At 75.3% G+C, this 19,129-nt stretch carries 19 protein-coding genes and 1 riboswitch; of the genes, 9 read left to right on the top strand and 10 right to left on the bottom strand.

The window, feature by feature from the left end:
- Nucleotides 1-74: 74 nt before the first annotated feature.
- Entirely contained in the window at nt 75-938 is an 864-nt protein-coding gene (locus V6U88_RS12210; RefSeq protein ID WP_334452524.1) for a DUF3152 domain-containing protein, read from the bottom strand.
- Between the two features lie 152 nt (nt 939-1,090).
- Between V6U88_RS12210 and V6U88_RS12205 the strand changes: the two genes are divergently transcribed.
- From V6U88_RS12205 to V6U88_RS12190, 4 genes are all read left to right on the top strand, one after another.
- A complete protein-coding gene (locus V6U88_RS12205; protein ID WP_334452522.1) occupies nt 1,091-2,332 on the top strand; it encodes a DUF2786 domain-containing protein in 1,242 nt (413 codons plus the stop codon).
- A 117-nt stretch (nt 2,333-2,449) separates the two neighbouring features.
- Nucleotides 2,450-2,809, top strand: coding sequence for a YciI family protein (locus V6U88_RS12200; RefSeq protein ID WP_334452568.1), 360 nt, complete (start codon nt 2,450-2,452; stop codon nt 2,807-2,809).
- The gene (locus V6U88_RS12195; protein ID WP_334452520.1) at nt 2,806-4,050 is read left to right on the top strand and encodes an RNA polymerase sigma factor; all 1,245 of its coding nucleotides are present in this window, start codon (nt 2,806-2,808) and stop codon (nt 4,048-4,050) included. The genes V6U88_RS12200 and V6U88_RS12195 overlap by 4 nt, the downstream gene beginning before the upstream one ends.
- Before the next feature lie 29 nt (nt 4,051-4,079).
- A complete protein-coding gene (locus tag V6U88_RS12190; RefSeq protein ID WP_334452519.1) occupies nt 4,080-4,715 on the top strand; it encodes a dihydrofolate reductase family protein in 636 nt (211 codons plus the stop codon).
- A gap of 12 nt (nt 4,716-4,727) precedes the next feature.
- On the opposite strand, the gene V6U88_RS12185 is transcribed toward V6U88_RS12190, so the two are convergent.
- The 5 genes from V6U88_RS12185 to V6U88_RS12165 form a co-directional block, all read right to left on the bottom strand.
- The gene (locus V6U88_RS12185) at nt 4,728-5,228 is read right to left on the bottom strand and encodes a hypothetical protein (RefSeq protein ID WP_334452517.1); all 501 of its coding nucleotides are present in this window, start codon (nt 5,226-5,228) and stop codon (nt 4,728-4,730) included.
- Between the two features lie 325 nt (nt 5,229-5,553).
- A complete protein-coding gene (locus V6U88_RS12180; RefSeq protein WP_334452516.1) occupies nt 5,554-5,727 on the bottom strand; it encodes a CsbD family protein in 174 nt (57 codons plus the stop codon).
- Nucleotides 5,728-5,892: 165 nt separating this feature from the next.
- Nucleotides 5,893-8,151, bottom strand: a complete 2,259-nt coding sequence (locus tag V6U88_RS12175; RefSeq protein ID WP_334452513.1) for a heavy metal translocating P-type ATPase — start codon at nt 8,149-8,151, stop codon at nt 5,893-5,895.
- Between the two features lie 14 nt (nt 8,152-8,165).
- Nucleotides 8,166-9,146 (bottom strand): hypothetical protein, encoded by a 981-nt coding sequence (locus V6U88_RS12170; RefSeq protein ID WP_334452512.1) that lies wholly within the window; start codon nt 9,144-9,146, stop codon nt 8,166-8,168.
- A gap of 34 nt (nt 9,147-9,180) precedes the next feature.
- Nucleotides 9,181-9,390: a heavy-metal-associated domain-containing protein gene (locus V6U88_RS12165; protein ID WP_334452510.1), complete on the bottom strand. Its 210-nt coding sequence runs from the start codon at nt 9,388-9,390 to the stop codon at nt 9,181-9,183.
- 94 nt (nt 9,391-9,484) lie between these two features.
- Between V6U88_RS12165 and V6U88_RS12160 the strand changes: the two genes are divergently transcribed.
- A complete protein-coding gene (locus tag V6U88_RS12160) occupies nt 9,485-9,784 on the top strand; it encodes a metal-sensitive transcriptional regulator (protein ID WP_154939970.1) in 300 nt (99 codons plus the stop codon).
- A gap of 113 nt (nt 9,785-9,897) precedes the next feature.
- On the opposite strand, the gene V6U88_RS12155 is transcribed toward V6U88_RS12160, so the two are convergent.
- The 3 genes from V6U88_RS12155 to V6U88_RS12145 form a co-directional block, all read right to left on the bottom strand.
- The gene (locus tag V6U88_RS12155; RefSeq protein WP_334452508.1) at nt 9,898-10,527 is read right to left on the bottom strand and encodes a DUF305 domain-containing protein; all 630 of its coding nucleotides are present in this window, start codon (nt 10,525-10,527) and stop codon (nt 9,898-9,900) included.
- Nucleotides 10,528-10,596: 69 nt separating this feature from the next.
- Complete coding sequence (locus V6U88_RS12150; RefSeq protein WP_334452507.1) at nt 10,597-11,193, bottom strand: hypothetical protein; 597 nt, start codon at nt 11,191-11,193, stop codon at nt 10,597-10,599.
- 29 nt (nt 11,194-11,222) lie between these two features.
- Nucleotides 11,223-13,256, bottom strand: coding sequence for a heavy metal translocating P-type ATPase (locus V6U88_RS12145; RefSeq protein WP_334452505.1), 2,034 nt, complete (start codon nt 13,254-13,256; stop codon nt 11,223-11,225).
- Between the two features lie 306 nt (nt 13,257-13,562).
- Here V6U88_RS12145 and V6U88_RS12140 point away from each other — a divergent pair, with 306 nt between their 5' ends.
- Both V6U88_RS12140 and V6U88_RS12135 read left to right on the top strand, forming a co-directional pair.
- Nucleotides 13,563-14,912 carry a YibE/F family protein gene (locus tag V6U88_RS12140; protein WP_334452504.1) on the top strand — a complete coding sequence of 450 codons (1,350 nt, stop codon included), beginning with the start codon at nt 13,563-13,565 and terminating at the stop codon, nt 14,910-14,912.
- Between the two features lie 166 nt (nt 14,913-15,078).
- Nucleotides 15,079-15,209, top strand: a riboswitch (cyclic di-AMP (ydaO/yuaA leader).
- A 4-nt stretch (nt 15,210-15,213) separates the two neighbouring features.
- Nucleotides 15,214-16,233 (top strand): coiled-coil domain-containing protein, encoded by a 1,020-nt coding sequence (locus V6U88_RS12135; RefSeq protein WP_334452503.1) that lies wholly within the window; start codon nt 15,214-15,216, stop codon nt 16,231-16,233.
- 65 nt (nt 16,234-16,298) lie between these two features.
- On the opposite strand, the gene V6U88_RS12130 is transcribed toward V6U88_RS12135, so the two are convergent.
- A complete protein-coding gene (locus V6U88_RS12130; protein WP_334452501.1) occupies nt 16,299-16,961 on the bottom strand; it encodes a carbonic anhydrase in 663 nt (220 codons plus the stop codon).
- A 240-nt stretch (nt 16,962-17,201) separates the two neighbouring features.
- Between V6U88_RS12130 and V6U88_RS12125 the strand changes: the two genes are divergently transcribed.
- The gene (locus V6U88_RS12125) at nt 17,202-17,522 is read left to right on the top strand and encodes a helix-turn-helix transcriptional regulator (RefSeq protein WP_334452499.1); all 321 of its coding nucleotides are present in this window, start codon (nt 17,202-17,204) and stop codon (nt 17,520-17,522) included.
- A gap of 301 nt (nt 17,523-17,823) precedes the next feature.
- Nucleotides 17,824-19,056 (top strand): type VII secretion-associated serine protease mycosin, encoded by a 1,233-nt coding sequence (gene mycP, locus V6U88_RS12120; RefSeq protein ID WP_334452498.1) that lies wholly within the window; start codon nt 17,824-17,826, stop codon nt 19,054-19,056.
- Nucleotides 19,057-19,129 lie beyond the last annotated feature (73 nt).

Genomic DNA, 19,129 nt, shown 5'->3' with positions numbered 1-19,129 from the left:
AGACCAGCGCATCGAGCCTAGCCGCACCGGTCCGGGAACGCACGCGTCCGTCCCGTGGGCGGGACGGGCGCAGGTCAGTCCCCGGTCGGCACCGGGTCGTCGTACTCCCCCGGCGGGCCGCTGTAGAGGGTGCCGTCGACGTACGGCCAGGCGTTCGGCGCGCAGCCGTGCAGCCCCAGCGTCTGCTGCTGCATCACCGGGGCCGGCGCGCCGCGCGTCGGGCACAGTTCGTGCCCCGCGCCGAGCCGGTGGCCCACCTCGTGGTTGAGCACGTACGCCCGGTAGGTCGCCAGGTCGCCGCCGAATCCGGGCACCCCGCGCGCCCAGCGGGCCACGTTGACGACCACCCGGTCGCCGTTGCGGCAGGAGGTGTAGCGGTCGTCGGCGTCCCCGCACAGGTCGGCGCGGGTCGCCGGGGTGGTCAGCAGCACGGTGAAGTCGGCCGGGGTGGACGGGCCGACCCGTTGCAGCCGCCACCGCCCCCCGCCCGTCCAGCCCCGGCGGTCCGCGAGCATCACGGCCACCTCCCGGCCGAACCGTTCCACGTCCACCTCGTCGATGCCGCCCTCGACCGCCACCCGGTACCGCAGCAGCTCGCCCGCGCGCCCGGCCACCGCGCCCTGCGCGGTGGCGGTCCGCCAGGTGCCCGTACCCCGGTCGGGGTAGCGCAGGGCGCGGGCGGTGGGGGTCGCCGCCGGCCGGCCCGGGGGCGGGGCGTCGGCCGGCGCGGCGGCCACCGCCGCGCGGGCCGGCGCGGGCGCGCGGCGGACGTCACCGACCAGGCCGCCGAGATCGAGCCCGCCGCGCCGGGCCGCCCAGGCACCGCCGCCCAGGCCGGCGACCACCACCAGCGCCAGCACCAGGACGCCCGCCCGGGTCCCGCGCCGACCACGGTGCCGGCCCCGGTCGGTCGCCCCGCTCACCGTCAGGCTTGTCACCCTCGACCTCCATCCGCTCGGGCAGGAGTACGCGAACGGGGCCCGGGCGGATGAGTATCCGGTCGTCGAATCCGCACCCGGTACCGTTGCCGACAGACACTCCCGACGATCCGGACATCACCCGGGCGTCTCCCCCTCAGGAAGGACCACCCGTGCCGGACGCCGACGCCCTCATCGCCGCCGCGGTCGCGGCGGTGCGCGGCACCGACGTACGCGACGCGGAGCGGAAGCTGGACCGGCTCGTCGTCGGCACCGGCGCCACGGACGGCGCGGCGGCGGTGGACGCCGCCCTCCTCGACCGCCTGGCGGGCGCTCTCGCCCGGCTCTGGCCGCGCGGCTGGCAGCCGGTCGACGTGGCCCGGATGGCGACCCGTCGCCTCGGCGCGCGCGCCGGCCGGCTGGTCCGCGACGCGCTGGCCGCCGAGCACCGGACACCGGCCGGCGACGTCCCGCCGTGGTGGGACGAGCAGCTCGACGGGCTGGCCGCCCGGGTGTGGTGGGACGACGACGCCGGCTGGCTGGGCCGCTGGGCCGCCCGCGAGGGTGAGGACCGGATCACCGCGCTGCGCGACGCGGTCGAGGTGCTGGCCCTGCTGGACAGCCTGCCGCCGGTCGCGATGCTGCGCCCGCCGCCCGGCGGGGGCGGGACGACCGTCGCCCGGCGCGGCGCTGCCGGGCGCACCGGCTCCCCGATGCTCGACCGGGTCCGCGCGCTGCTGGCCAAGGCCGAGTCGACCACCTTCCCGGCCGAGGCGGAGGCGCTGACCGGCAAGGCGCAGGAGCTGATCGCCCGGCACAGCCTGGACCGGGCGCTGGTCGAGGCCACCGCCGAACGCCCCGACCGGCCCGACGGGATGCGCCTGAGCACCGACGCCCCGTACGCGGGAGCGAAGGCGCTGCTGGTGCAGGAGGTGGCGACGGCGAACCGGTGCGAGTCGGTCTGGAACGACGATCTGGGCTTCGCCACCGTGCTCGGCTTCGCGGGCGACCTGGAGGCGGTCGAGCTGCTCTACACGTCGCTGCTGGTGCAGGCCACCGCCGCGATGCTGCGCGGCCGCGCCGAGCGCGGGCGGGGCAGCAGCCGGCGGACCAAGGCGTACGACGAGTCGTTCCTGCACGCGTTCGCCCTGCGCATCGGGGAACGGCTGCGGGCGGCGACGGAGGCGGCCGACCGGCAGGCGGCCGAGGCGACCGGGCCGGAACGGCTGCTCCCCGTGCTGGCCGCCCGCTCGGACGCGGTCCGGGAGCGGATGGAGACGCTCTTCCCCGGCGTCACCCGGGCACGGTTGACCATCCGGGACGCCGACGGCTGGCACTCCGGCACCTCAGCGGCCGATCGGGCGTCGCTGGCCGCCGCCGCGCCGCCCGCCCGGCCGCTGCCCGGCCGGCGCTGACCGCTCGGGCAGAATCTTCGCAGCGGCGGTGTCGGATCCACGGGGGCCGGCTCCGACCAGTCACCGAGGGCCACGAACGGCGTGGCCACGCGAGGTCAGGAGCACCACGTGAAGTACATGTTGCTGATCTGGAACCGGCCCGGCTTCGTCGAGGGCCTCTCCGAGCAGGAGCGCACCGCGCTCTTCGGCGAGGTCGACGAGATCATGAAGGAGCTGACCGGGACCGGCGAGCTGGTCGGCGGCCAGGCGCTGGCCGACCCGTCGCAGACCCGGACGGTCCAGCTCCGGGGCGAGCGCCCCGAGGTGACAGACGGGCCGTTCATGGAGAGCAAGGAGCAGTTCGCCGGCTACCTGATGGTCGACTGCGACAGCCCGGAGCGGGCCGTCGAGATCGCCGCGCGCTGGCCCGACGTCCGGATGGGCTTCGGCGTGCTGGAGGTGCGTCCGGTGATGGACGAGGCCGGGACCGAGATGTGACGCTCCGGGAGGTGGAGGACCTGCTGCGTGCGCTCGCGCCGCAGGTCCTCGGCATCCTGGTCCGCCGGCACGGCGCCTTCTCCGCCTGCGAGGACGCGGTGCAGGAGGCGCTGCTGGCCGCCGCCACCCAGTGGCCGGAGCAGGGCGTGCCGGACAATCCACGGGCGTGGTTGCTCACCGTCGCCGGCCGTCGGCTGACCGACGAGTGGCGCAGCGAGCGGGCCCGCCGGGACCGCGAGGTCGCCGTCGCGCTCCGGGAGCCGGCGTACGCGGCGGTCGCCCCGGCCGCCGACGAGGCACCGTCCACCGGCGACGACAGCCTCACCCTGCTGTTCCTCTGCTGCCATCCGGCGCTGCCCCGGTCGGCGCAGCTGGCGCTGACCCTGCGCGCGGTGGGCGGGCTGAGCACCGCCCAGATCGCCCAGGCGTTCCTGGTGCCGGAGCCGACCATGAGCCAACGCATCCGCCGGGCCAAGCAGCGGGTCGAGGCGGCCGGCGCGCGGTTCGTCATGCCGTCGCCCGCCGAGCGGGACGAGCGGCTGCGCACCGTGCTGCACGTGCTGTACCTGATCTTCAACGAGGGCTACACCGCCTCCAGCGGCGCAGACCTTCACCGGGCCGAGCTGACCGGGGAGGCGATCCGGCTGACCCGCCAGCTGCGCCGGGCGCTGCCCGACGACGGCGAGGTGGCCGGCCTGCTCGCGCTGATGCTGCTCACCGACGCGCACCGGCCCGCGCGGACCGGGCCGGGCGGGGAACTGGTCCCGCTCGCCGAGCAGGACCGGAGCCGGTGGGACCGGAGCGCCGTCGCCGAGGGGGTGGCCCTGGTGACCGAGGCGCTGACCTGGTCGCCGCCCGGCCCGTACCAGCTCCAGGCGGCGATCGCGGCGGTGCACGCCGAGGCGCCTTCGGCTCAGGAGACCGACTGGCGGCAGATCGTCGCGCTCTACCGGGTGCTGGCGGCGGTGTCGCCGAACCCGATGGTCACTCTCAACCAGGCCGTCGCGGTGGCCATGGTGGACGGTCCGCGCGCCGGGCTCGCCCTGCTCGCCCCGCTCGACGCCGACGAGCGGATCGCCGGCCACCACCGGCTGGCCGCCGTCCGGGCCCACCTGCTGGAGCGGGCCGGGGAGCGGCAGGCGGCGCGGGAGGCGTACCTGCTGGCCGCCCGGCGGACCACCAGCCTGCCGGAGCGGCGCTACCTGGAGGTCCGCGCGGCCCGGCTGACGGGCGACCGATGAGTTCCCGCGACGACGGGAGTCCACCCCGCATGGCTACGGTGAGCTGTCAGATATCGATGTCGTTGGACGGGTACGTGGCGGGGCCGGACCAGAGCCGGCAGGACCCGCTGGGCCGGGGCGGGCTGCGCCTGCACGAGTGGTTCTTCGGGCTGGACGCCTGGCGGGAGCAGCACGGGCTGGCCGGCGGGGAGCGCGGCGTCGACGCCGAGGTGGTCGACGAGATGACCCGGGACGTCGGGGCGTACGTGATGGGACGCCGGATGTTCGGCGGCGGCGACGGGCCGTGGGACCTCGACTGGACCGGCTGGTGGGGCGATGACCCGCCGTTCCGGACGCCGGTCTTCGTGCTCACCCACCATCCCCGCGAGCCGCTGACCATGAAGGGTGGCACGGAGTTCCGGTTCGTCACCGAGGGGCTGTCCGCCGCGCTGCGGCAGGCCCGGGAGGCGGCCGGCGACCGGGTGGTCTCGGTGGCGGGCGGCGCGAGCACGGTCAACCAGTGCCTGGCGGCCGGGCTGCTGGACACCCTCCAGGTGCACCTCGTCCCGATCGTGCTCGGGGGTGGCGAACGGCTCTTCGACGACGTCGGCGACCCTCGGCTGGAGCAGGTGTCGGTGGTGGCCGGCCCGACGGTCACCCACCTGACCTACCGGGTACGACGCTGAGGGGTACGCCCGTCAGACGTGGCAGTCGCGGGTGAGCCGCTCGGGGATCCGGACGAAGCCCGTCGCCATCCAGGTCGCCGGGCTGTCCGCCCGGGCACCGGTGTCGATCTGCTTCGCGGCGTCGGTCACCAGGTCCCTGATCCGCGGGTCCTCCGCGTTGGCGGCCTGCTCCCGCACGTCGTCGGCGAGCGCGGCGAGACTGCCCTTGAGCTCGCCGTTGAGCTGCTCCGGGGTGAGCTGACGGCGGGTGGCCGCCGCCGAGTCGTCGGCGATCTTCCGGCTGCCCTCGATGATCAGTTGATCGACCTTGCGGCAGACGGCGGCGGTGTTGGCGGCGCTCGGGCCGCTCGGCGACGCGCTGGGGCTGGCGGTCGGCACGAGGGTCGCGGCGGGGGTGGCGCTCGCGGTGGCCGGCGCGGCCTGTGGGTCGGCGGCGTCGTCCCCGGCCTGCTGGCAACCGGTGGTGAGGGCCACGCAGGCCAGGGCGAGCGCGGCGGCGGAGCGTCGGATCATGACTTCCCCGTTCGGGTGTCGGCCGTCTCCTGTGGACGGTAGGGGTCGGCCGGTGGGTGGGCGGGAACGCCCGACCCCGGCCGCTTCTGGTCGGGACGCGGCGGACGCTGTCCTGGCAACGACCCCGGTCGTCCCCGGGACACGCGGGAGCCCTGCCCGCCCCGGGGTCGTCCGCGCATTCTGCTCCGGCATGGACTCCGGTCACCGTCCGCTGTCGGGCTCGACAGTGCCGCCGAGGCTCGCGGCACCGACGACCGGGCCGGGCCGGTGTGGCACGCAGCACGCCGGGCCGACGGATCGTCGGCCCGGCGTGCGGAAGCGTACGTCAGCTCTTGAAGGCGTCCTTGATCTTCTCGCCCGCCTGCTTGAGGTTGGACTTGGCCTGGTCGTTGCGGCCCTCGGCCTCGAGGCGCTCGTCGTCGGTGGCCCGACCGACGCCTTCCTTGATCTTGCCGGCGGTGTTCTCGGACGCGTTGTCGATCTTGTCGTCGATACCCATGCGATCCTCCACGTAGCAGTTCCTCCGACGCCCCGGATGTACCCCACCGGCTCCGCACGGAAACACGCCGCACCGACAAGTGATCACCCACGGTGACCCGCGACGGGACACCACCCGGCCCATGGCCGGCGCCGCCGGCCCTCCAGGGCCGGCGGCGCTCACGGCTCAGGCGACCGGGCGGAACCCGCGCAGCCGGAGGCTGTTGGCCACCACGAACACCGACGAGAAGGCCATCGCCGCCCCGGCGATCATCGGGTTGAGCAGGCCGCCGGCGGCCAGCGGCAGGGCGGCCAGGTTGTAGGCGAACGCCCAGAAGAGGTTGCCCTTGATGACGGCCAGGGTCCGCCGGGAGAGGCGGATCGCGTCCACCGCGGCGGTGAGGTCGCCGCGCACCAGGGTCAGGTCGGACGCCTCGATCGCCACGTCCGTGCCGGTGCCCATGGCCAGCCCCAGATCGGCCTGGGCGAGCGCGGCGGCGTCGTTGACCCCGTCGCCGACCATCGCGACGGTCCGCCCCTCGGCCTGGAGCCGGGTGACCACGTCGACCTTGTCGGCCGGCAGCACCTCGGCGATCACCTCGTCGATGCCGACCTCGGCCGCCACCGCTCGGGCCACCGTGGCGTTGTCGCCGGTGAGCAGCACCGGCCTCAGCCCCAGGCCCCGCAGCTTCTCGACCGCCGCCCGGCTGGTCGGCTTGACCACGTCGGCGACCGCGAGGACGCCCCGGGCCCGCCCGTCCCAGCCGGCCAGCACGGCCGTCCGGCCGGCCGCCTCCGCGTCGCCCGCCGCCCGCACGACCTCCTCGGGTACGGCCAGGCCCCGCTCGCGCAGCAGCCGGAGCCGACCGACGACCAGCTCGTGGCCGTCGACCGTGCCGGTGACACCGAGCCCCTCGGCGTTGGCGAAGCCGGTGACCGGCGGCAGCGCGCCCGCCTCGGCGGCGCCCGCCGCGACCGCCCGGGCGATCGGGTGCTCGGAGCCGGCCTCCAGTGCCCCGGCGAGCCGGAGCAGCTCGCCGCGCTCGACTCCCGGGGCGGGGAGCACGTCGACCAGGGTCATCCGGCCGGTGGTGACCGTGCCGGTCTTGTCGAGCACGACGGTGTCCACCTGGCGGGTGGACTCCAGCACCTCCGGCCCCTTGATCAGGATGCCGAGCTGGGCCCCCCGACCGGTGCCGACCAGCAGCGCCGTCGGCGTGGCCAGGCCGAGCGCGCAGGGGCAGGCGATGATCAGCACCGCGACCGCGGCGGTGAAGGCCGCCGTCGGGCCCGCCCCGGTGCCGAGCCACCAGCCCAGCGTGGCCACGGCCAGCGCGATCACGACCGGGACGAAGACGCCGGAGATCCGGTCGGCGAGCCGCTGCACGGCCGCCTTGCCGGTCTGCGCCTGCTCCACCAGCTTCGCCATCTGGGCGAGCTGGGTGTCCGCGCCGACCCGGGTGGCGGTGACCACCAGCCGGCCGCCCGCGTTCACCGTCGCGCCGACCACGGTGTCGCCCGGGCCGACCTCGACCGGCACCGACTCCCCGGTGAGCATGCTGGCGTCGACGGCGGAGGTGCCCTCGTCGACCACGCCGTCGGTGGCGACCTTCTCGCCGGGGCGGACCACGAACCGGTCCCCCACCGCGAGCTGGTCGACCGGGATCCGGGTCTCCACGCCGCCGCGCAGCACCGCGACGTCCCGGGCGCCCAGCTCCAGCAGAGCGCGCAGGGCGGTGCCGGCGGTCCGCTTGGAGCGGGCCTCGAAGTACCGGCCGGCGAGCAGGAACACCGTGACGCCGGCCGCCGCCTCCAGGTAGATGTTGCCGGCCCCGTCGGTGCGGGTGATGTCGAGCCGGAACGGGTGGGTCATCCCGGGCATCCCGGCGTCGCCGAGGAAGAGCGCCCAGAGCGACCAGCCGAACGCGGCCAGGGTGCCGAGCGAGACCAGGGTGTCCATGGTGGCCGCGCCGTGCCGCAGGTTGATCCAGGCGGCCCGGTGGAACGGCAGCCCGCCGTAGACCACCACCGGGGCGGCCAGGGTCAGCGACAGCCACTGCCAGTAGGTGAACTGCCAGGCCGGCACCATCGCCAGCACGATCACCGGCACGGTCAGCGCGACCGAGACCCACAGCCTGGTCCGCAGGCCGCGCAGCTCGTCGGCCGGCTCGGTCGCCGGCTGGGCCGTACCCGCCGGGGTGGGCGGGGGCGGCACGACGGCGGTGTAGCCGGTCTTCTCCACCGTGGCGATGAGGTCGTCCGGGGTGACCTCGTCGGCGTACCGGACGGTGGCCTTCTCGGTGGCGTAGTTGACGGTGGCGGTCACGCCCTCCATCCGGTTGAGCTTCTTCTCGATCCGGGCGGCGCAGGACGCGCAGGTCATCCCGCCGATGGCGAGCTCGATCAGGTGGGGTGCGACCGGCAGGGACTTCGCGGTCTGGGTCATCGCGGCACCTCCGATCAGTTGTGCCCGTGACCGGGGGCGCCGTGGTCGGCGCCGGCGGTCGGGGTGGGAGCGGCCGGGACGGTCGTCGGGGCCGACGGCTGGGCGTCGGCCAGCACGGTGAACTCGGCGGTGTGCACCGCGCCGCCGTGCCGGAAGTCGAGGTAGAGCCGGTAGCTGCCGGCCGAGGGCACCTCGGCGGCGAAGGTCACCGCCGGCCCGGCCGGGGTGCGGCCGTCACCGGGTACGCCCTCCGGGTGCACGTGCAGGTACGCCAGGTCACCCTGCCGCAACGCCACCAGGTGCCCGTACGCCCCGAGGTAGGGCTCCAGGTCGGTGACCGGCTTTCCGTCCCGGCTGACGGTCAGGGTCAGCCGGCTGGTGCGCCCCGGCTCAGGGGTGCCGGCGAGGGTGACGGTGTAGCCGTCGACCGTGGTGCTGGTGGCCGGGGCCGGCAGCGGCCGTGGCTGGAGCGGGCCGGGGACGGCCACGTCGACCCCGAGGGTGAGCGGCTCGCCGCCGGACGGCGTGAAGTCGGCGAAGGCGCGCCAGACGCCCGGCCCGCCCAGCGGGGAGTCCACCCGCCAGGTGCCGTCCGCGCCCAGCTCGGGGTGGACGTGCCGGAAGCCGGACAGGTCGCGCTGCGCGACGATCAGGTGCATCCGCTTGTCGTGGGCCACCTCGTACCGGGTGACCGGCGCGCCGTCCGGGCCGGTGATCCGGAAGGCGAACTGCCCGGTCGGGGCGTCCACCGGCTGCATCGTGTAGCCGCGGTCGGAGACGAGCAGGCCGCCGGGCAGGTGCGCCGCCGCGCCGGTGGCGGCACCGCCCTGGGGGTCGGCGTCGTGCGAGTCGGAGCCGTGGTCGGCACCGGCGGGGTCGTGGCGGGCGTCGGCGACGGGCGTGACGGGGTCGGTCAGGTGGCCGGCCCCGTACGCCGCGCCGAACACCGCCGCGAGGCCGAGGGCGAAACCGCTCAGCTTCGTCGCCGTGTTCATCGTGGTACCTCGGTTCTCTCGGGTGGTGGCCCCGTCACGCCTCGACGAGGTCGTATCCGGCCTCGTCGACGGCGGCCCGGACGGAGTCGGTGTCCAGCGGGCTCTCGCTGGTGACGGTGACCCGGCCGGAGGCCAGGTCCACCTGGACGTCCCGGACGCCCTCGATCGCGCTCACCTCGGTGCTGACCGAGTTCACGCAGTGCCCGCAGGTCATGCCCTGCACCTGGTACGTGGTGGTGACCATGGCCGCTCTCCTCTCGTCTTCATGCTATACCCCCCAGGGGTAGCTCTCCCGAGGACCGTAGCATACCCCCCGGGGGTACGCTATCCTGGTTGGCATGACCACACCGAGCACCCCGACCCGGGGCTACACCGCCAGCAAGGACCAGCTGCTCGCGCGGCTGCGCCGTGTCGAGGGCCAGGTCCGCGGCGTGGAGAAGATGGTCGACGACGACCGCTACTGCATCGACGTGCTGACCCAGATCTCGGCGATCCAGGCCGCGCTGGACAAGGTGGCCCTCGGCCTGCTCGACGGCCACGCCCGGCACTGCATGCACGAGGGGGCCGCCGAGGGCCGCGCCGACGAGATGGCCGCCGAGATGATGGCCGCCGTCGGTCGCCTGATGAAGCGCGGCTGACCGACCGACGGCCCGGTACCAGCGCGCCGTGACCGGCCGGATGCGGCGAGGTCGCGCCGACCGGCCGGGACGCCGGAGCGGTGGAGGCTCCGGGCGCCCCGGCCGGTGACCGGTCAGCTCCGGGCGAGGAGCTTCCGCATGGTGTCGATCTCGGCCTGCTGGCTGGTGACGATCTGCTGCGCCATCGCCTTGGCGTCCGCGTTGGCGCCCTTGGCCAGCTCCTCCTTCGCCATGGTGATCGCGCCCTCGTGATGGGCGATCATCATGGTCAGGAACTGCCGGTCGAACTCCTGGCCGGAGGCGTCGGCCAGCTTCCCCATGTCGGCGTCGGACATCATGCCGGGCATGCCGTGATCCGCGTGGTCGCCGGACGGGCTGCCGGACGGCACGGGCCGGCCCCAGGCGGTGAGCCAGCCGGTCATGGTGGCGATCTCCGGCGCCTGGGCGGCCTTGATCTCCGCGGCGAGGCGCTTGACCTCGGGGTCCCGCGCACGGCTGTCGGCGAGCTCCGACATCCGTACCGCCTGCTGGTGGTGCGGGATCATCATCTGGGCGAACATCACGTCGGCGTCGCCGAAGGCGGCGGACGCGCTCGCCGAGGGGCCGGCGGTGGCGCCCGCGCCCGGCATGTCGTGGCCGGAACCGGCCGAGTGGTCGTTGCCGCCACAGGCGGCCAGGGCGAGAGCGACGCCGAGGGTCACGCCGGCCAGGGCGGTACGGCGCGCGATGGTACGAGTGGACACGATGGGGACCTTTCGGTGTAAGTGCGTACGTGACGGACTCCGGACGCGGCGTGGCCGCGTCGGATCGTCCTATCTGCGCAGCACCGACACCGTGGCGAGGCGGAGGCCGACCGGGTCCGGCGGCGGGGCGCGGGGCCCGCGCGAGGGCCGGCGCGGTCGGCGGGTCGCGCCGGCGGGGCGGGCGCGGCGGAGCAGCAGCGCCGCCAGCAGCAGCGCCACCGTGACGGCACCGAGCACCGCCAGGCAGACACTCCAGCCGCTCGGGGCGTCCCGGGGTGGGTCGGCCGGAAGCGCCAGCGCGCCACCCGCGCTCAGCTCGGCGGCGGTCCGCCGGCAGCCGTCCCCGGCGCAGTCGTCACCGGCCGCCAGGTCGGCGACGTGGCCGGCGCCCGACATCGGCGCGACGGCGGCGTAGGCGGCGCCGAACACCGGCGCGACGGCGGCGTGGGCGGCCGGGACCTCGTCAGCCAGGGCGGCGGGCGGGGCCAGGACCGCTTCGGGGAGGGTGGCGGTGGCCGACGATCCGGCGGCGTGGCCGTCGGGGTGGGACGCGGCGGAGTGCGTGCCGTGGCCGATGGTGTGCATGGCGGCCAGGCCGAGCAGGGTGCAGGCGAGCAGCAGTAGCCGGGCCCACCACCCGGACGGCCACGCTGTCGCCGCACGCACCCGACCACGCTAACCGACCGCTGCCCCGATCAGAGGCGTACCCGGCGCAGGAGTTGGGCGTTGAGGGCCACCACGATGGTCGAGGCGGACATCAGCGCCGCGGCGAGCGCCGGACTGAGCGCCACGCCCGCCCCGGCCAGCACGCCGGCCGCCACCGGCAGCGCCACCACGTTGTAGCCGGCCGCCCAGGCCAGGTTCTGCCGCATCTTCCGGTACGCCGCCCGGCTGAGCCGGACCACCCCGGCGACGCCGCGCGGGTCGGACGAGGCGAGCACCACACCGGCGGACTCGATCGCCACGTCGGTGCCCGCCCCGATGGCGATCCCCACGTCGGCCCGGGCCAGCGCCGGCGCGTCGTTGACCCCGTCCCCGACCATCGCCACCCGCCGCCCCCGGCGTTGCAGCTCGGTCACCTTCTGGTCCTTGTCGGCGGGCAGCACCTCGGCGAAGACCTCGTCGACGCCGGGCCGGAAGCCGAGGTCCGCGGCGACCGCCTCGGCCACCGTCCGGGCGTCCCCGGTGATCATGGCGATGCTGCGGACCCCCTCGGCGCGCAGCTGGGCGATCGCCTCCCGCGCCTCGGGGCGTACCTCGTCGGCGAGGGCGAGCAGGCCCAGGACGGTGTCGGGCAGGCGGACCAGGTGCAGCACCGCCGCGCCGCGCTCCGCCCAGCGCCGGGCCGCCGGCTCCAGCGCCCCGGGCAGCTCCAGCCCCTGTTCCCGCAGGAGCACGGGGCCACCCACCGCGTACGGCGTGCCGTCGATGTCGGCCCGGACGCCGCGCCCCGGCAGCGCCCGGAAGCCGCCGGCCACCGCCGGGCCACCGCGCTCGGCGGCGGCCGCGACGATCGCCCGGGCCAGCGGGTGCTCGCTGTCCGCCTCGACCCCGGCGGCGAGCCGCAGCACCTCGTCCTCGCCGGTTCCCGGGGCGGCGGCCACCCCGACCACCGCGTGCTCACCCTTGGTGAGGGTGCCGGTCTTGTCGAAGAGCACCACGTCCACGGTGCGCATCTTCTCCAGCGCGAGCCGGTCGCGGACCAGCACGCCGGAGCGGGCGGCGAGCGCGGTGGAGAGCGCGATCACCAGCGGGATGGCCAGGCCGAGCGCGTGCGGGCAGGCGATCACCAGGACGGTGACGGTGCGGACCACCGCCTCGTCCCGCTCGCCCAGCGCAGTCCATGCCAGGACGGTCAGCACCGCGGTGCCGGTGGCGAGGTAGAAGAGCCAGGCGGCGAAGCGGTCCGCCAGCACCTGCGCCCGCCCGCCGGACTGCTGCGCCTGCGCCACCAGGCGCTGGATGCCGGCCAGCGTGGTCTGGTCGCCGACCGCGTCGACGCGTACCCGGATCGCCGAGTCGGTGGCGACGGTGCCGGCCACCACCCGGTCGCCGACCGCCCGCGACACCGGGCGGGACTCGCCGGTGACCATCGACTCGTCCAGCTCGGCGGCGCCGTCCACGATCCGCCCGTCGGCCGGCACCCGGCCACCGGGGCGGACCAGCACCACGTCCCCGACACCCAGCTCGGCCACCGGCACCCGCTCCACGCCACCGTCCGCGCCGACCCGCTCGGCGTCGTCGGGCAGCAGCGCGGCCAGCGCGGCGAGCGCGCCCCGCGCCTGGCCGATCGCCTTCATCTCCTGCCAGTGCCCGAGCAGCATGATGGTGACCAGGGCGGCCAGCTCCCACCAGAAGTCCAGCTCGAACGCGCCCAGGCTGGTGGCGAGCGAGGCGGCGTACGCGACAGTGATCGCCATCCCGACCAGCAGCATCATTCCCGGAGCCCGGTCGCGCACCTCGCGGACGGCACCGACCAGGAACGGCCAGCCGCCCCACCAGAAGACCACCGAGCCGAGCACCGGCCCGACCAGGGACCGCCCGGGGAACTCCAGCCGGTAGCCGAACCAGTCCATCACCATGTGGCTGGTGACCACCACGGGCAGGGTCAGCGCCAGGCACAGCCAGAACCGGCGGCGGAACATCTCCGGGTCGTGGCCGGCGTGCTTGTCGTGCCCCCGGTGCTGGTCCGGCGCCGGGTGCCGGGCAGGTCCGGCGTGCTGGTCCATGCCCCCAAGATGCCTGGTGGGCGCGCTGCCGGTGGTGCGAACCGGGCGGACCCACAGCGAACCTCGCTACGATTCTCCGGCCATGACACTCCGCCCGCCGCTGCTGCGGCCCCGCGTACCGCGTCGGGGTCCGCTGCCGTGGCGATCCACCCGGGCGGCTCGCCGACCGCGCGACCCGCTCACCCTGCGTGAGCACGCTGGCACCCGGGGGCGAGACTTCGGTACGCGCCCCGGTGCGCACCGCCGGCCGGTGAACCGACCGGCCGGCTGACACGTACCCCGCCCTGGATCGTTGGGAGACTCGCAATGGGCGCCGACCACACCCGTCCCGCTCCGTCCGCCCCACCGGGGGTGCGGCGGATCCTCGTCGCGACCGTGGTCCCGCTGTTCGTCATCACGGTGATCGCCGCGCTGGTGCTCTGGCCGCGCGACTCCCGGCAGGCCGACGGCGGTGCCGAGCCGCCGCGGCACCACGGGACGGTGACCCGCGTGCTGACCGAGCCCTGCCCGCCGACACCCGAGGTCCCCGACGGGTCGCCCGGCGCGGCCGAGGGTCCGTGCGGGACGGTGACGGTCAAGGTCGAGCAGGGTCCGGACAGCGGGCAGCAGGTGCAGACCCCGGTACCGGCCGGCCCGGGCGCGCCCACCGTGGCGGTGGGCGACGAGGTGGTGCTGGTCCAGCTCTCCGACCCGGCCGACCCCACCGCCAGCAGCTACCAGATCGCCGAGCACCAGCGGGGCAAGCCGCTGATCTGGCTGGTCGCGCTCTTCGCGGCGGCGATCGTGGCGTTCGGCCGGCTGCGCGGGCTGGCCGCACTGGCCGGGCTGGGCGCCAGCTTCGCCATCCTGCTCACCTTCGTCGTGCCCGGCATCGGCGCGGGCGGCTCGCCGCTGCCGATCGCGATCACCGGCTCGGCGCTGATCATGTTCGTGGTGCTGTACCTGACCCACGGGATCACCGCGCAGACCTCGGTGGCGGTCCTCGGCACGCTCGGCAGCCTGGTGCTGACCGGGGTCCTCGGCAGCCTGGCCACCGCCGCCGCCCACCTGACCGGGTTCGGCAGCGAGGAGGCCACCACGCTGTCGATGTACCAGCGCGACGTCGACCTGCACGGGCTGCTGCTGGCCGGCATCATCATCGGTTCGCTCGGCGTGCTCGACGACGTCACCGTCACCCAGGCCGCCACGGTCACCGAGCTGTCGCACGCCAACCCCGGCCTGTCCCGCATCCAGCTCTACCGGGCCGCCACCCGGGTCGGCCGGGCGCACATCGCCTCCACGGTCAACACCATCGTGCTCGCGTACGCGGGCGCGTCGCTGCCGCTGCTGCTCCTGCTCACCGCCGACAGCCGGTCGGTGAGCCAGATCCTCACCAGCGAGTTCCTGGCCCAGGAGATCGTCCGCAGCGCGGTGGCGACACTCGGCCTGATCGCCGCCGTACCGCTGACCACCGCGCTGGCCGCGCTGGTCGCCACCGCCGGTCGCGGCCCGGCGTCCGATTCGGCGTCGGGCGAGGGCCCGGCACCGACGCCCCGCCCCTCCGCCGACCGGGACGCGGCGCTCGAGGCGCTGAGCGCGTCGCGCCCCGGCGGACCGTCCACCCCGGCCCCCGCACGGTGGCCCGACCCGGAAAGGAGCACGGACACCGCATGGTGAAACTCCGCTGCGTGACCGACGCCGACGCGGAACCTGACGAACGCGTCACTCGTCACGTACCGCCACGACGAAATAACGCTTTTAGTCGGGTTCTGGACGTAGATCCCCGGTACGACTGTCAGGTAACCTCGCTGCCGGTCACCGCCGAAGGCGCGCAGCGGCGCCTGCGGTGCCGCCGCCCAATCGCCGTGAGGCGAGCCGGGGAACCAGGTACATGGGGTGAATCCGCGCGAGCGGTAGGGGCCACTTCCGTCCCGAACCCGTCAGCTAACCCGGTCGGCGGTCGACGGAAGGGAACACTGTGACGGCACCCCTGCGCCGCTGGTTGACTCCGGTGGTGGCCGTGTTCGCCGCTCTGGCCATCCTCGCCGGCCCGACAGCCGCGACTGCCGCGCCCTCGACCCCCACCCCCTCGGGGCACGAGGAGGACGAGGAGCCCAAGCTGCTCACCGACGTCATCGAGCTGCGCAACCGCGAGTACTCGAAGGCGAAGACCCAGCTGGAGAAGTCCAAGAAGCGCCAGCAGCAGCTCGGGCGGGAGGTGAAGCGCGCGCAGGACGAGCTGGAGGCGTTGCGGCCGCAGGTCTCGCAGATCGCGGCGCAGTCGTACCGGACCGGCCGGATCGGCGCGGTGGCGGCGCTGCTGGAGAGCAGCGGGCCGGACTCGTTCGTCCAGCGCGCCGCCGTGCTGGACGAGCTGAACATGGTCAACGGGCAGAAGCTGGCCAGGGTCACCGCCGCCAAGAACCGCGCGGAGCAGGCCAAGCTGGCCCTCGACGCCGAGGTCCGCGAGCAGCAGAAGCTCACCAACGACATGGCCCGGGAGAGCCGGGAGGCGGAGAAGGCCCTCGCGCTGGTCGGTGGCCGGGGCTTCACCGGCGGCCTGGTCGACGCGACCTCGCCGGTCGCCCGGATCGCTCCCGGCCGGACGGCGGACGGCGGCTGGCGCCCCGAGTCGCGCACCGAGGACGACCCGACCACCTCCGGCACCATCACGCCACGCACCCTGCACGCGTACAAGGAGGTCCGGCGGGCCGGCTTCAAGCGGTTCGTCGGCTGCTACCGGCCGGGCGGGCCGTGGGAGCACCCGAAGGGCAAGGCCTGCGACTGGTCGTTGCAGAGCAGCGGCTTCGCGCCCTGGCACAACAACGACACCCGGATGTACGGCAACAACCTCGCCGCGTTCCTGATCCGCAACGCCGACCGGCTCGGCATCTACTACGTGATCTGGAACCGGCAGATCTGGTTCCCGGCGACCGGATGGAAGTCGTACAGCGGACCGTCGGACCACACCGACCACGTGCACATGTCGATGTTGTAGCGCGCGACGCGTACCGAACGAGGGCCGTCCCCGGTGGGGGGCGGCCCTCGTCGCGTCGCGGGGTGTCAGCCGGTGACGGCGCTCGCCTGGCCGGCCTGGGCCGGCACGGCGGCGGACCCGCCGGCGGGTACCGCGGCCACCGTGCGCACCTCGCCGGCGCTGAGCCGGTACGACATGCCGACCACCGCGCAGCGCCCGGCGGCGACCGCGTCGGCCAGTACGGCGGAGTTGCCGAGCAGCGTCTCCACGGTGTGCCCGATGTGGATGTCCACGATCCCGTCGACGTCGTCGACGCCCTGCTCGGCCGCCCGCCGGAGGCTGGGCACCACCGCGTCCACCACCGCCCGCAGGTGCCCGGCCGGGGCCGTGCCCGTCCGTACCGCGTCCCGGGCGGCCTGCACGGCGCCGCAGGAGTCGTGCCCGAGCACCACCACGAGCGGGGTGCCCAGGACACTCACCGCGTACTCGACGCTGCCCAGCACCTCGGGGCCCGCGGTGTGTCCGGCGGTCCGGACCACGAAGAGGTCACCCAGGCCCCGGTCGAAGATGATCTCGGCGGCGAGGCGGGAGTCGGAGCAGCCGACGATCACCGCGAACGGGTGCTGACCGTCGGCGACCGCCGCCCGGTGTCGGGAGTCCTGGTTGGGGTGGCGCTGCGCGCCGGTCACGAAGCGCCGGTTGCCGGCGTGCAGCTCGGCGAGTGCCTGCGTCGGATCGGTCAGGGTCATTGACTCACCTCGGTCCCTCGCGAGATCGACCTGGTCAGAGCCGGCCGGCGACGGAGGCGGCCTCGCCGCCCACCGTCACACGCAGCGAAAGATACGTCAAGGTATACGTGATATGGATTTCATACATTGCCGCGACGTCGGCACCGTGTTTCGCCGCCGTGCCCACGGGCCGGCCGGACGGCCTCGGGGTGCGCGGAGGCCAGGGCGGAAAAGCCGGCCGGCTGGCCATACCATGACGGGATGGCGACGACTGCGCAGAACGGGAGCACCCGGAACTGGACGTTCCTCACCAACCACGCACACGTGCTGCTCGCCATCGCCCGCAACCCCACCGCCCGGCTGCGCGACGTCGCCGATGAGGTCGGAGTGACCGAACGCGCCGCACAGGCGATCGTCGCCGACCTGGAGGCCGGCGGCTACCTGCGCCGCACCCGGGTGGGCCGGCGCAACGAGTACACGGTCAACCCGCGCGGCCACTTCCGGCACCCGGCCGAGTCCGACCGCCAGGTAGGCGACCTGCTCGCCCTCTTCACCACCACGCCCGCCGAGTCCACCTCCTGAGAGCCGCCGCGCGCGCATCACGGACCCGGCCCTCCGCCAGCCCCGGGTCACCGTCCTCGGGCGACCCCACCGCACCCGCCGGCCCGTCCGGCCACCATCGCAGCCGTGGCTCGGAGTGCGCCACCACCGGGACCAACAGCAGCACAGCGGCGGCGAGGATCGGGAACCGTCGCCGTGCCCTGCCGGGCCACCCGCTACCCGCACGTTCCCGCCGGGCCCGCGCTGCGGCTGCCACGCCGGGCCCGGAAGGGCCGGGCTGCCCGTCGCCCCGCGACATGCGCGGCGGCGGTAATCTCAGCGCGTGCGCGAGAGCTTCCGACCGACCGGGACCGAGAGGCCCGAGCGTCCATCCCGGACCGTCCTCGGTGGAGTCCTGGCGGCCCTGCTCGCCTCGCTCGTGCTGCCGCCGACACCGGCCCTGGCGGCGCCGAACTGCCCCGGCCCCGCCGGTGGGGCCGCCCCCGCCGAGACGCCGTGGGCGCTGCGCAGGCTCGACCCCGCCTCGGCCTGGCGGATCACCCGGGGCGAGCGGGTCACCGTGGCGGTGATCGACTCCGGCGTCTCCCCCACCCACCCGCTGCTCAAGGGGCAGGTACGCGAGGGTCGCGACTTCAACGGCCTCGCCTCGATGCAGGGTCGGTGCGATCTGGCCGGCCACGGCACCATCGTCGCCGGGATCATCGCCGGGCGGGACGACACCGGCGCCCCGTACAGCGGGATCGCCCCCGCGGCCCGGATCCTGCCGGTCCGGGTGCTGCCCGACACCCAGCGCACCAGCGACCCCGGCCTGCCCGTGCAGATCGCCGCCGCGATCCGCTGGTCGACCGACCAGGGCGCCGAGGTGATCAACCTGTCGCTGGTCACGGTGGACCACCCCGACCTCGCCCGCGCCGTCGACTACGCGCTCGACAAGGGCGCGGTGGTGGTGGCCGCCGCCGGCAACCGGCAGCAGGAGCAGCAGGACCTGCCGGCGTACCCGGCCGCGTACCCGGGGGTGATCGCGGTGGCCGGGGTCGACCGGGAGGGCGGTCACGTCGGCAGCTCGGTCAGCGGCAACTACGTGGACATCGCCGCGCCCGGGCTGGACATCGTCGGACCGGCCCCGGCGGGTCAGGGCTACCTCGCCGAGCCGCAGGGCGGCACCAGCTTCGCCGCCGCGTACGTCTCCGGTGCGGCGGCGCTGCTCCGCTCGGCCCGGCCCGACCTCACCCCGGAACAGGTCGCCTACCGGCTCACCCGCACCGCCGACAACCCGCCCGAGGGGCACAACCCCGAGCTGGGGTACGGGGTGGTGAATCCGTACCGGGCGCTGACCAGCCTGCTGGGCACCCCCCGCAGCGACGCGCCGGTCGGGGCGCTGCCGCCACCCGATGCGGCGGACGACCCGCTGGGCCGGCAACGCACCGTGGCGCTCTGGGCCGCCGGGGCCGCGGCGGTGCTCGCCGCGGCGCTGCTGGCGGCCCGGCCGATCCTCGCCCTCGGCCGGCGGCGACGGTGGCGGCCCGGCCGCCGCACCGAGACGGCCGACGCCTGACCGATCGCCGACGGTCGACCGCCGACGGCGCGAAGGGTCGACCGTCGACGACGCGAACGGCGGAGCGCCGCCC

It is taken from the genome of Micromonospora sp. CPCC 205739 (assembly GCF_036906795.1).
GTDB lineage: Bacteria > Actinomycetota > Actinomycetes > Mycobacteriales > Micromonosporaceae > Micromonospora.
The sequence above is the reverse complement of the archived record's forward strand: the minus strand, read 5'-3'. Positions and strand labels throughout refer to the sequence as shown.

Excerpts from the sequence above, each read along its gene's own strand:
- V6U88_RS12200 (WP_334452568.1), top strand. The coding sequence starts at position 2,450 with ATGTTGCTGATCTGGAACCGGCCCGGCTTCGTCGAGGGCCTCTCCGAG.
- V6U88_RS12190 (WP_334452519.1), top strand. The coding sequence starts at position 4,080 with ATGGCTACGGTGAGCTGTCAGATATCGATGTCGTTGGACGGGTACGTG.
- V6U88_RS12185 (WP_334452517.1), bottom strand. The coding sequence starts at position 5,228 with ATGATCCGACGCTCCGCCGCCGCGCTCGCCCTGGCCTGCGTGGCCCTC.
- V6U88_RS12180 (WP_334452516.1), bottom strand. The coding sequence starts at position 5,727 with ATGGGTATCGACGACAAGATCGACAACGCGTCCGAGAACACCGCCGGC.
- V6U88_RS12175 (WP_334452513.1), bottom strand. The coding sequence starts at position 8,151 with ATGACCCAGACCGCGAAGTCCCTGCCGGTCGCACCCCACCTGATCGAG.
- V6U88_RS12170 (WP_334452512.1), bottom strand. The coding sequence starts at position 9,146 with ATGAACACGGCGACGAAGCTGAGCGGTTTCGCCCTCGGCCTCGCGGCG.
- V6U88_RS12165 (WP_334452510.1), bottom strand. The coding sequence starts at position 9,390 with ATGGTCACCACCACGTACCAGGTGCAGGGCATGACCTGCGGGCACTGC.
- V6U88_RS12160 (WP_154939970.1), top strand. The coding sequence starts at position 9,485 with ATGACCACACCGAGCACCCCGACCCGGGGCTACACCGCCAGCAAGGAC.
- V6U88_RS12145 (WP_334452505.1), bottom strand. The coding sequence starts at position 13,256 with ATGGACCAGCACGCCGGACCTGCCCGGCACCCGGCGCCGGACCAGCAC.
- V6U88_RS12140 (WP_334452504.1), top strand. The coding sequence starts at position 13,563 with ATGGGCGCCGACCACACCCGTCCCGCTCCGTCCGCCCCACCGGGGGTG.
- V6U88_RS12130 (WP_334452501.1), bottom strand. The coding sequence starts at position 16,961 with ATGACCCTGACCGATCCGACGCAGGCACTCGCCGAGCTGCACGCCGGC.
- V6U88_RS12125 (WP_334452499.1), top strand. The coding sequence starts at position 17,202 with ATGGCGACGACTGCGCAGAACGGGAGCACCCGGAACTGGACGTTCCTC.